The 11,408-nt window shown below is 62.6% G+C and carries 8 protein-coding genes and 1 tRNA gene; 3 read left to right on the forward strand and 6 right to left on the reverse strand.

Annotated elements, in window-relative coordinates:
* Positions 1-73: 73 nt before the first annotated feature.
* Positions 74-745 (reverse strand): peptide-methionine (S)-S-oxide reductase MsrA, encoded by a 672-nt coding sequence (gene msrA / locus ABAC460_RS44925; protein ID WP_023455427.1) that lies wholly within the window; start codon positions 743-745, stop codon positions 74-76.
* Positions 746-884: 139 nt separating this feature from the next.
* On the opposite strand from msrA, the gene ABAC460_RS44930 reads away from it, so the two are divergent.
* Positions 885-974: transfer RNA gene (locus tag ABAC460_RS44930), tRNA-Ser, on the forward strand.
* 95 nt (positions 975-1,069) lie between these two features.
* Here the strand turns inward: ABAC460_RS44930 and ABAC460_RS44935 are convergent.
* On the reverse strand, positions 1,070-1,492 hold the full coding sequence (locus ABAC460_RS44935) for a type II toxin-antitoxin system VapC family toxin (RefSeq protein WP_023455428.1): 423 nt from the start codon (positions 1,490-1,492) through the stop codon (positions 1,070-1,072).
* Entirely contained in the window at positions 1,489-1,743 is a 255-nt protein-coding gene (locus tag ABAC460_RS44940) for a FitA-like ribbon-helix-helix domain-containing protein (protein WP_023455429.1), read from the reverse strand. The genes ABAC460_RS44935 and ABAC460_RS44940 overlap by 4 nt, the downstream gene beginning before the upstream one ends.
* 204 nt (positions 1,744-1,947) lie before the next feature.
* On the opposite strand from ABAC460_RS44940, the gene ABAC460_RS44945 reads away from it, so the two are divergent.
* The gene (locus ABAC460_RS44945) at positions 1,948-4,473 is read left to right on the forward strand and encodes a beta strand repeat-containing protein (protein WP_023455430.1); all 2,526 of its coding nucleotides are present in this window, start codon (positions 1,948-1,950) and stop codon (positions 4,471-4,473) included.
* Here ABAC460_RS44945 and ABAC460_RS44950 read toward each other — a convergent pair whose 3' ends face one another.
* Positions 4,474-5,823, reverse strand: coding sequence for a putative bifunctional diguanylate cyclase/phosphodiesterase (locus tag ABAC460_RS44950; RefSeq protein WP_023455431.1), 1,350 nt, complete (start codon positions 5,821-5,823; stop codon positions 4,474-4,476).
* Positions 5,824-6,201: 378 nt separating this feature from the next.
* Positions 6,202-7,956 (reverse strand): vWA domain-containing protein, encoded by a 1,755-nt coding sequence (locus ABAC460_RS0125225; protein ID WP_031237433.1) that lies wholly within the window; start codon positions 7,954-7,956, stop codon positions 6,202-6,204.
* Between the two features lie 170 nt (positions 7,957-8,126).
* Here ABAC460_RS0125225 and ABAC460_RS44955 point away from each other — a divergent pair, with 170 nt between their 5' ends.
* On the forward strand, positions 8,127-9,626 hold the full coding sequence (locus ABAC460_RS44955; protein WP_023455433.1) for an alpha/beta hydrolase family protein: 1,500 nt from the start codon (positions 8,127-8,129) through the stop codon (positions 9,624-9,626).
* Positions 9,627-9,720: 94 nt separating this feature from the next.
* Here ABAC460_RS44955 and ABAC460_RS44960 read toward each other — a convergent pair whose 3' ends face one another.
* Positions 9,721-11,223, reverse strand: coding sequence for a vWA domain-containing protein (locus ABAC460_RS44960; RefSeq protein WP_031237434.1), 1,503 nt, complete (start codon positions 11,221-11,223; stop codon positions 9,721-9,723).
* Positions 11,224-11,408: the final 185 nt, after the last annotated feature.

The raw sequence follows: 11,408 nt of genomic DNA on the forward strand, positions 1-11,408 counted from the left end.
ATAAGCCCGCCGCCAGTTACCGGCGGCGGGCTTGATTTGTAAAGAGGTTGCGGGTGAAAGAAGTTTTTGGAAATCAGATGGCGCACACGGCGCCCGTGCCCTTCAGGCCGCAATAGCCGTCTGGATTTTTGTGCAGATAGCCCTGATGGTAGTCCTCGGCGAAGAAGAAGGGCTTGGCCGTGGTCTGGCCGGGGGCTTCGGCGTCGGCCGGGGTGGCGGGACCGAAGATCTCGGTGGTGATGGCGCCACGGCCGATCGCCGACAGGGATTTCTGGTATTCGGCCTTGCTGGCCAGGGTGGCTTCGTACTGGTCCTGTGTGGTCGTGAAGATGGCGGAACGGTACTGGGTGCCGACGTCATTGCCCTGACGGAAGCCCTGGGTCGGGTCGTGGCTTTCCCAGAACAGCTTCAGCAGTTGGGTGTAGGAGATGGTCTTGGGGTCATAGACGACCAGCACGCCTTCGGTATGGCCGGTCTGGCCGGAGCAGACCTCTTTATAGGTGGGATTGGGCGTATAGCCGCCGATATAGCCGGCGGCGGTGGTGAAGATGCCGTCCTGCTGCCAGAACTTGCGCTCGACGCCCCAGAAACAGCCCATGGCGAAGACGACCTGCTCGGTGCCGGCCGGATAGGGGCCTTTCAGCGGCGTGCCCAGCACGGCGTGAGTCGTTTCGGTGGGGATGGCTTCGCTGCGGCCGGAGAGGGCCTGGGTGGGTGGCACCATCTGGGTTTTGAGACCGAACATGTTGGTATTCCCTTTCGTTGCGCGATCTATACGCGCTTGTCGCCTATATGGTTACAAAAAAAGCTTGGCAAAGGGGCTTGCTCATTCATGCGGCGTCGGTATAAGGGCCGTCTTCCGAATGCCGATGGCTGCCGGGAATGGACAGATGGCGGAGTGGTCGATCGCGCACGCTTGGAAAGCGTGTGTACGTGCAAGCGTACCGAGGGTTCGAATCCCTCTCTGTCCGCCACTACTCAGAAAAGCCCCGAAGCTTCGTGCGCGGGGCTTTTTCTATGGCGGACAGAGAGGGATTCGAACCCTCGGCAGGAAACGCTGCAATCGCTTTTAAACCGCGTCGTTCCACGGATTGATAACGGGGACGTCCGCCGCTGCGAACGGAGACACATCGCGGGTGGCGACGGCGAAGCCCTTCGAGGCGGCGATGGCGGCGATATAGCCGTCGGGAGTCGGAAAGCCCTTGCCGGCGGTTCGCGCCAGGACGGCCAGTCCGGCATAATATCGTGCCGCTTCGGTATCGAACGGGAGAATGCGGCCGTCAAACAGGGCAAGCACCCCATCAACCACGTCGGTGATGCGCGTCTTTCGCTTGCCCTCCGGCAATGCCGCGACACCGAAAAGCAGTTCTGCCACCGTAACACTGGAGAGAAACAGCGATTCCGCGGTCTGGGCGTCCAGCCATTGGTGAACCTGCGCGTCAGGCGCCGCCTTCATCATCTCCGAAACGACGTTTGTGTCGAGGAGGATCATTCGAAGTCCATCGGCTGGGCAGGCTTGCGATCGCGCGCTTCGTTGAGAGCGGCGATGTCATCGTCCGTCAGGCCGGCGCGGCGCCCGAGCTCATGCAGGGCCGTGCCCAACCGAAGCCGGTCCTGGGGACGGGCAGCGTCTTCGAGAATGGCGCGGATCTCAGCTTCCGTGCTGCGGCCGTGGTTAGCCGCGCGCATTTTTAACGCCCGATGCGTCTCGTCGTTCAGGTTACGGATCGTGACGGAGGCCATGATAACGCCTTGGGGATAGTAAAATTATTGATATCAAAATACAGTAGGTGATATCATTTTTCAAGAGTTGTGGTGTGCCGAGCGAACGCCACCGCAGCCCACGGCATAATTCCCCAATCCGGCGAGGCCGGTGATCGCCCTGACCGGTGCCATGGTACAGGTCTTGCAACAGCGCGCTCCCCAGCGTTTTTCAGGACAGTTCAGATGGCTATTTTCGTCGGTACACCGGATCATGACACCTTTATCGGCACGGCCGGCGACGACACCTTCTCCGGCATAGCCGGTGGCGACAAGGTCGATGGCGGCGCAGGTAACGACATCATCTCGATCGACCTGTCCTATACCGATATCGCCGTCAACTATAACGCTATCGCCGCAGCGACCGCTGCCGGCACCGAGCCGTTGTGGTACATGTCGGTGAAGAATGTCGAACGCCTGGGGACGCTGAAGACCGGTGGTGGCGACGACAGCCTGACCATTTCAGCGGCGCAAGGGGCCTTCGTGTGGAACGCCGGCGCCGGTGTCGATACGCTGAAGCTCGATTTTTCCGCGGCCACCGCCGGCATGGTGACCATGACCACCGCCGACGGCTATGTCACCCGGGCAGGGTCCTACGCCAATCCGGTCATCGGTCGGGCCATCGATATCGAGCGAGTCCAGATTACCGGCAGCGCATATGGCGACGACCTGCGGGGCACGACCGGCAATGACACGCTGAGCGGTGGCGCCGGTGACGACACCCTGTCTGCCGATGGCGGCAAGGACGCCATCGACGGCGGCGCCGGTTATGATCTGCTGGTCAATGCCAACTATTACGACGCGACGGTCAGCGTCGTCTATGACGCCGCCCTCGCCACGACGGAGGCGGGGATCACCCTGTTCAACGGCACGACGATCCGCAATGTCGAAAGCCTGTCCATGACCACCGGCAGCGGCGACGACTGGCTGCGCGTCACCACGGTCCAGAAGAACTTCACCTGGATCGCCAATGGCGGCAAAGACCATCTGATCGCCAACTATTCCTACTCCGACGGCGCGGTGACGGTGACCCTGATCGCTTCGACGCCGCTCGGTCCCGACCTGCGCATCCACACGGTGGAAATGGGATCGGCCGACGCCAACGCCTATATGATCGAGTCCGTCTATCTCACCGGTTCGAAGTTCGACGACCTCCTGACCGGTACCGCTGGCGCCGACCAACTGGATGGCGGGATACTGAGCCAGGACACCCTGGCCGGTGGCCTGGGCGACGACAGCTACTATGTTGACCATGCCGGCGATGTCGTCACCGAAGCGGCGAACGAAGGTACCGACACGGTCTTTGCGTCGCTCAACTACACCCTGGGCGCCAATGTCGAGCGCCTGGTCCTGACCGGGACGGCGAACCTGTCGGGTTTCGGCAATACCGGTGACAATCACCTGACCGGCAATGCCGGCGCCAATGTGCTGGACGGCCGCGGCGGCGTGGATACCCTGGTGGGCGGCGCGGGCGACGATAGCTATTATGTTGATCATGATGGCGACGTCGTCACCGAAGCGGCCAACGGCGGCAAGGACACCGTGCTGAGCCGGCTGAGCTATACCCTAGGCGCGAATCTTGAAAACCTGGTGCTGATCGCGCCTGGACCGGCGGCGCAGTCGGGCTATGGCAACGCGCTGAACAATCTGCTGACGGGCACGAGCTACGCCAATGTGCTGGACGGCAAGGCGGGGGCCGATACGATGCAGGGCCATGGCGGCAATGACGCCTACTATGTCGATGATTTCGGCGATGTGGTTATCGAGGCCCAGGCCGGCGGTGTCGACGGCGTCATCACCGGCCTGGCCTTCTATGCCCTGGGCGACTGGGTGGAAAACCTGACCTTTACCGGCACGGGCGCCAACCGCGGCACGGGCAACGATCAGAACAACGCCCTGTCTGGCAACAGCGGTAAGGACGAGCTGAACGGGCTGGCCGGCGACGACCGGCTGGACGGGAAGGCCGGTGCCGATATCATGAACGGCGGCCTGGGTAATGACACCTTCCATGTCGATAACGTCGGCGACGTCATCGGCGAATATGCCAACGAAGGCACGGACCTGGTCTATGCCACGGTCAGTTTCAGCCTGGCCGGGATCAATGCCGAAAACCTCACCCTTCTGGGCGACGGCCATATCAATGCCGGCGGGAATGGCTTTGCCAATCTGCTGACCGGCAACTTCGGCAACAACGTCCTGGACGGTTTGGCTGGCAACGACACCATGGCCGGCGGCATCGGCAATGACACCTATTACGTCCAGAGCGCCGGCGATAAGGTTGTCGAAACCGCCGGCCAGGGGCGTGACCTGATCTTCTCTTCGGTCAGCTATTCGCTCTACGGACAGGTCGTCGAAGATCTGACCCTGACCGGATCCGCCAATCTGAACGCCACGGGCAATACGCTGGGCAACAGCCTGGTCGGCAATTCCGGCAAGAATATTCTCAATGGCATGTCGGGCAAGGATGTACTGACCGGTGGGCTGGGGGCGGACGTGTTTCTGTTCACGGCGGGCAGTGGACTGGACACCATTACTGACTTCTCAGCCGCTCAGAAAGACAGCATCGACGTCCATGCCTACACCAACGGTGTCGCCAATGCCGGCCTGGTGTCGCAGTCCGGCGCCCATGTGCTGGTTGCCCTGAGCTCTGGCAATGTCGTCACCGTCAACAACGCCACGGTGGCCGACGTGCTGGGGCATATCGTCTGGTAGTTATCTGCGCGCCTTGAGCCAGGCCAGGGTCCGGGCGCGGTCCTGCGGTTTCGAGAACAGATAGCCCTGAAGATGCGAGCATCCCAGCAGGTGCAGGGCCTGGCGCTGGTCATCGGTCTCGACGCCTTCAGCCACGACGCCCAGCCCCAGGCCGCGGGCCAGGTGGATGACGGCGCTGATGATCGGCGCCGCCTGGGGTTCGATGCCCAGGCCGTCGATAAAACACTTGTCGATCTTGATGACGTCCAGCGGGAAGTTCTTGACGCTGAATAGTGACGAATAGCCGGTGCCGAAATCGTCCAGCGCTATGCCGAAGCCTAGGGTACGCAAAGCGCCCAGGGTCTCGGCGGCGCCGCGCGCGTCCTCAAAAAAGGCCGTCTCGGTGACTTCGATATGGACGCGTTGATAGGGGACACCGGCGTCGTCGGCGTGGCCGCGCAGGATCTGCGCCATGTCGGCGCCGTTGAACTGGCGCGCCGACAGGTTGATGGCGACATACTGGTCCGGCCAGTCGCGACAGTCATTGAGTGCTTGGCGGATAACCCAGTCGCCGATGCTGCGGATCAGGCCGCTTTCCTCGGCGATCGGGATAAAGACGGCCGGAGACACTTGGCCCAGCTCGGCGCTTTTCCAGCGCAGCAGGGCTTCGAAGCCAGCGACCGCCAGGGTGTTAGCATCGATGATCGGTTGATAGTGCAATTCCAGTTCGCCATGAGGCACCGCTTTGGACAGACCGGCTTCGATGGCGCGGCGGCGTCGCAGATTGTCGTCCAGGCTCTTGTCGAAGCGGCAGACGCGATTGCGGCCGGCGCGCTTGGCGGCGAACAGGGCGATGTCGGCGCAGCGCATCAGGTCGGTCACGCCGCGCAGGCCGCCATCCTGGCCCAGGAACAGACCGATCGAGGCGCCGATCTGAAGGGTATTGCCGTTGACGTCGAATCCGGACGCGCAGGCCTGCATGACTTGTTGGCAGACGGCTTCGGCGGTTTCGGCCGTCTCGGTGGCCAGGATCAGGCCGAACTCGTCGCCGGAAAGACGCGCCAGGAAGGCGTCGGCCGGCAAAAGACCGCGCAGCCGATCGGTCACGTCGCAGATCAGCGTGTCGCCGACGGCGTGGCCATAGGTGTCGTTGACATATTTGAACCGGTCCAGGTCGATCAGGGCCAGGGAATAGGGGGCATCGCCGTTAAGGCGCTGGCTCAGCTCACGCTGGAAGGCGGCGCGATTGGGGGCTCCGGTCAGAAAATCGTGATAGGCGGCATGGACGGCGCGGGCTTCGCTTTCGCTGAGCTGCTTCACCTTTTCCTGCAGGTCGTGCAGCGTCGAATCGTCGTTTGCGATTGTTTTCATCGATTGTCAGCCACCTTCTGGTCGCCGCGAAGGCTAGGCTACAAACATTAAAATCCTGTGCCTGCAATCGATTGGTCGATCGCGGGAACGCCAAAAAAACTGCGCTTAACGGTTGTGACCTGACGGGATTCCCCCGGTCAACCGTTAAGCTTGAAACGGTTTGTAATCGGGACTACAGTGACGTGTCGCTGCGATCACTTCCCCCCTCGACCGTGGCGACTTTGACGGGCACTCTGCCCCCCAGGGTGCCCGTCTAACCCTCGCTCTCCCGAAAATCCGACCTGCATCTATTGCCTCGTATTTGCCTCGGGTCTGACGTGAAAAAGGCCCATCCATGCCGGACGGGCCTTTTCGCTCTCTCTCACCACGCAGGGTAACTCACCGCCCGACTTTGGCGGTTTCGGCCAGCCGGGTCAACTCCAGAAATTCCTGACGACGGTAGTCGCTTTGCGTGCCGGCCAGGGCCCGGGCATCGGCAAGGCCATAGCCGCCAAGGTATTTGTCGCCGCGCAGGATCTGACCGTAGGCCGCCACACTGACGGCAAAGGCCATATCTCCGCGCGCGGGTTGCGCATTGGCCACAGTGGACGCCGGAATGGCCTGTTCAATCAGGCGCGACGTGTCTTCACCGGGCAGCTTGTAGCGCAGCTTCAACCACACGAGTTGGTCGCCCTGAGACGCAGGCTTGGCGTTATTGGCGGTGAAGTGGCGGTCGGGCAGCCAGCCTTGCGCGCCAGCCGGGACGATCTCATAGATGGCCGTGACCTGGTGGCCGGCGCCGATGTCGCCGGCATCGACCTTGTCGTTGTTGAAGTCTTCCTCGGCCAGGGCGCGGTTCTCGTAGCCGATGAGCCGGTATTGCGACACCAGGGCCGGGTTGAACTCGACCTGGATCTTGACGTCCTTGGCAACCGTGAACAGGGTCGAGGACAACTCATCGTCCAGCACCTTGCGGGCCTCCATGGCGCTGTCGATATAGGCGTAGTTGCCGTTGCCGACATCGGCCATCTTTTCCATCAGGCCTTCATTGTAGTTGCCGGTGCCGAAGCCCAGTGCCGTCAAGGTGACACCCGAGTCGCGGTTCTGTTTGACCAGGGCCTCGACCTCGTCGATCGAGGAGATGCCGACATTGAAATCGCCGTCGGTCGCCAGGATGACGCGGTTGATGCCGCCTTCGATGAAGTTGGCCTTGGCGGTCGCATAGGCCAAGGCCATGCCCTGGCCGCCCGCGGTGGAACCGCCGGCCGACAGGCATTCCAACGCCTGCTTGACGTATTTACCTTCGTGGGTGGGCGCCAGGACCATGCCGGCCGCACCGGCATAGACGACGATCGATACCTTGTCGTCCGAGCGCAGATTGTCCGAAAGCGTGGACAGGGCGGATTTCACCAGGGGCAGCTTGTCGGGATCGCTCATCGAACCGGAGACGTCGACCAGAAAGACCAGGTTGGCAGCTGGACGTTCCGAGCGCGGCACGTCATAGGCGCGCAGGCCCACCCGCATCAGCCGGGTTTGTGCGTTCCACGGGGTTTGCGCCACGTCGGTGGTGATCGAGAAGGGCTTGGACCGGTCCTGGGGCAGCGGATAGTCGTAGCGGAAATAGTTGAGCAGTTCCTCGGTGCGGACGGCGGCTTCGGGCGGGGTGGTGCCGTCGTTCAGCATCCGCCGGACATTGGCGTAGGCGCCGGTATCGACATCGACCGAGAAGGTCGAGACGGGCGTTTCCGTCACGCGCATCACGGATGAGACGGGCTCGCCACTGTACTTTTCGGTGTTCGGCGGGGCGTTGTAGGAGAGGTCGGCCGCACTATAGGCGTAGCCCGGACTTGGCGCGGCCCGGGGCTGGATTGCCGGCGCCGGTGGTGGCGGTGGAGGCGGAGGTGGCGCGGCCATTTCGGCGACGGGCGGAGGCACGACCGGTGCTGGTGCCGCCTTGTAATTTGTCCGGGTCTGCTTTTTCGGCGCCGTGCCCCTGAGCGTCACAACCGTGCTGTCGTCATCGGACGGACCCTGAATCTGGCATTTGACCGGTGACGCAGCCTCTGGGGCTGGTGTCGTCGCCATGGCCACGGGTACCGGCACGCTGGCGCTGACCACCATGGCGGCCGCGCCGGCTAGTAACATTCCACGCATGATAACCTCCCTGAGCGTTCCTCTCGAACGCTGCTATCTGAGGTTTGGCCCGGATTGGGCGCAAAATATGACTGGGATTGTGGCAATTGTGGCCGAAGAGGTCAGACCAAAATCGCTTTGCGTCTGACCAATATGTGTGAAAGAGTGCGCGGCAAAAATGGGAGGTTATTATGCGCACCACACTGTCATCACTGATCGTGCTCGGAGCCTTGCTGGGCTTGCCTTGCGCGGCGAAGGAACCGGTCAATTTTACCGCTGAGCAGGACCAGCGCAACATGCTGGATCAGCTGGGTATCGGGTCGATCCGGCCGGGTCCGAGTGGTGACGAGAAGGCCCCCAACGCCGCCAATACCGATGAGGCCAGGGCCAATCCGTACCCCAACTGGCCGGAAATCCTGGTGGCGGCGGACGGGAGCAAAGTGTCCACTTCCGAACAGTGGTGGCAGACGCGGCGGCCGCAGATCGTCGAGGCCTTCGAGCGCGAGGTGGTCGGGCGGGTGCCCGCCAACGCTCCCAAGGTGACCTGGACCGTCGAGGCGTCGGAGACCGAATTCATCAATTGGAAGCGCGTGACGGCCACCAAATTGATCGCACATTTGGACAATTCGAGATATCCGGAAATCCAGGTCGATGTCCCGGTCATGCTGATCCTGCCCGAGGGGGCGGCGCAGAAGCCCGTGCCGGTTTTGATCATGTTTACCTGGGGGGCGATCCGCTTCCCGGCGCCGGTCCAGCCGCAGCCGGAGGAGGTCGGCCGTATCAATGCCGCCATGAAGGCCGAACTGGTCGCGCGCGATCCGTCCCTGGCCGCGGTCTTTGCCAAGTATCCGGGTTATGACCTGGTGACGCCGGCGCCATTCCCGCCGCCGCCCGGCTCCGGGCCGGAGGAGCGCATCCAGCAACTGGTGGCCGATGGTTGGGGCGTGGCTCTGGTCAATCCGACCAATATCCAGGCGGACAATGGCGCGGGGCTGACGCGCGGGGTCATCGGGCTGACCAACCAGGGCCAGCCGCGCAAGCCCGAGGACTGGGGGGCGCTGCGGGCCTGGGCCTGGGGGGCGTCACGGGTGCTGGACTATCTCGAAACGCGGCCGGAGGTCGACGCCAAGCACGTCGGCATCGAGGGGGTGTCGCGCTATGGCAAGGCAGCCCTGGTGACCATGGCCTTCGACCAGAGGTTCGATATGGGGCTGATAGGGTCGGCCGGGGAGGGCGGTGTAAGTCCGTATCGGCGCAACTATGGTGAGATGGTCGAGAATCTGACCGGTTCGGGCGCCTATCACTGGATGGCGGGGAACTTTTTGAAATATGCCGGGCCCAAGAACGCCAATGACCTGCCGGTGGATTCGCATATGCTGATTGCCCTGGCGGCACCGCGCAAGGTGTTCATTTCGTACGGTGTGCCAGAGATGGGGGATGCGAAATGGCTGGATCAGCAGGGCAGCTATATGGCGACCGTGGCGGCCGGCTCGGTGTGGAAGCTGTTGGGCGCCAGGGATCTGGGCGTGGGGAATGATTATCAGACGGCCAAGATGCCGCCGGTGCTGACGCCCTTGCTGGAGGGTGATCTGGCCTGGCGTCAGCATGACGGCGGGCATACGGACGCGCCGAACATGGTGCATTTCCTCAAGTGGGCCGATGGGAAGATCGGGCGGCAGAGCGCTTTCTGAAGGCGGTTGTGCGGCGGAAGGTACAGTCGCCCCTCACCCTTACCCTCTCCCCGTGAAGAACGGGGAGAGGGGATTTTATAGCGTTTTCAGCGCTTTATTTTGCGGACTCGGCCAGTTTGGTCAGTTCCAGGAACTCCTGGCGGCGGAAGTCGTTCTGGCCACCCGCCAGGCGACGGGCGTCATCCAGACCGAAATCTCCCAGGTACTTGTCGCCGCGCAGTATCTGGCCATAGGCCGCCACGCTGACCGCAAACGCCATGTCGCCTTGCGCTGCACGGGCTTCGCGTAAGGCCTGGGCCGGGACCGCCTGTTCGATCAGGCGCGAGTCGGTTCCGTTGGGGAGTTTGTAGCGCAGTTTCAGCCAGACCAGTTCGTTGGAGGCGGGCACGGGGGTAGCATTCTCGGCATAGCGGCGTTCGTCGGTCCACCCAGTGTTGCCCGCCGGGATGATCTCATAGATGGCCGTGACCTGGTGGCCGGCGCCGATATCGCCGGCGTCCACCTTGTCGTTGTTGAAGTCCTCTTCCGCCAGGGTGCGGTTCTCGTAGCCGATCAGCCGGTACTGCGACACCTGGGCCGGGTTGAACTCGACCTGGATCTTGACGTCCTGGGCCACGGTGAACAGGGTCGAGGACAGCTCGTCGTCCAGCACCTTGCGCGCCTCCGAAGCGCTGTCGATATAGGCGTAGTTGCCGTTACCGACATCGGCTATGCCCTCCATCAGGGCTTCGTTGTAATTGCCCGTGCCGAAGCCCAGCGCCGTCAGGGTGATGCCGTCGTCCTTGTTCCTGCGCACCAGGTCCTTGATCGCTTCGGGATCCGAGATGCCGACATTGAAGTCGCCGTCGGTGGCCAGGATCACCCGGTTGATGCCGCCGTCGATATAGGCTGCCCGCGCCGTGGCATAGGCCAGTTCGATGCCTTCGCCACCCGCTGTCGAGCCGCCGGCGTGGAGCTGGTCCAGGGCGCGGCGAACCTCGGCCGGTTTCGACGTCGGCTCCAGCACGATCCCCGCGGCGCCGGCATAGACGACGATCGACACCCGGTCCCTGGGGCGCATGTCGTCGGCGACCAGGCGCAGGGCGTGTTGGACCAGGGGCAGCTTGTCCTTTTCGTCCATAGAGCCCGACACGTCGATCAGGAAGACCAGATTGGCCGCCGGGCGTTCGCTGCGCGGTACGTCATAGGCGCGCAAGCCCACCCGCAGGAGGCGCGAATGGGGGTTCCACGGCGTGGTGGTGACGTTGGTGGTGATCGAGAAGGGCTTGGATTTGTCGACCGGCAGGGGATAGTCGTAGCGGAAATAGTTGAGCAGTTCCTCGGTCCGCACGGCGTCGGCGGGGGGCTTCATGCCGTCATTGAGCAGGCGGCGGACATTGGCATAGGCACCGGTATCGACATCGACCGCGAAGGTCGAAACCGGTCGGTCGGCGACGCGGACGATCGGCGATACCGCCTCGCCGTCATAACGTTCAGTGTTCGGAGACGGTGCGTAGGCCTGGTCGTATTCGGCGGCCTCCGTATACATCTCGGACGACTTGGGCTGGCAGGCCGTCAGCATGGCCAGCATGGAAACGCACAGCAACAGTCTCTTCATGGAACCCTCCCACAGGGATAACGTGATGATCACGTAATTATCACGGATGCGTGATAATTACGTGATCATCACGTGAATTGTGGAGGAATTAGGGCGGACGTCTCGCCTGTCGCGCGAATTAATAAAGGCCCGATACGGATTGCGGATTCCGGACGGAATTGCACTTGAGAGGCTATTTGGCGTTC

This window comes from Asticcacaulis sp. AC460, assembly GCF_000495795.1.
GTDB lineage: Bacteria > Pseudomonadota > Alphaproteobacteria > Caulobacterales > Caulobacteraceae > Asticcacaulis.

Excerpts from the sequence above, each read along its gene's own strand:
- msrA (WP_023455427.1), bottom strand. The coding sequence starts at position 745 with ATGTTCGGTCTCAAAACCCAGATGGTGCCACCCACCCAGGCCCTCTCC.
- ABAC460_RS44935 (WP_023455428.1), bottom strand. The coding sequence starts at position 1,492 with ATGATCCTCCTCGACACAAACGTCGTTTCGGAGATGATGAAGGCGGCG.
- ABAC460_RS44940 (WP_023455429.1), bottom strand. The coding sequence starts at position 1,743 with ATGGCCTCCGTCACGATCCGTAACCTGAACGACGAGACGCATCGGGCG.
- ABAC460_RS44945 (WP_023455430.1), top strand. The coding sequence starts at position 1,948 with ATGGCTATTTTCGTCGGTACACCGGATCATGACACCTTTATCGGCACG.
- ABAC460_RS44950 (WP_023455431.1), bottom strand. The coding sequence starts at position 5,823 with ATGAAAACAATCGCAAACGACGATTCGACGCTGCACGACCTGCAGGAA.
- ABAC460_RS0125225 (WP_031237433.1), bottom strand. The coding sequence starts at position 7,956 with ATGCGTGGAATGTTACTAGCCGGCGCGGCCGCCATGGTGGTCAGCGCC.
- ABAC460_RS44955 (WP_023455433.1), top strand. The coding sequence starts at position 8,127 with ATGCGCACCACACTGTCATCACTGATCGTGCTCGGAGCCTTGCTGGGC.
- ABAC460_RS44960 (WP_031237434.1), bottom strand. The coding sequence starts at position 11,223 with ATGAAGAGACTGTTGCTGTGCGTTTCCATGCTGGCCATGCTGACGGCC.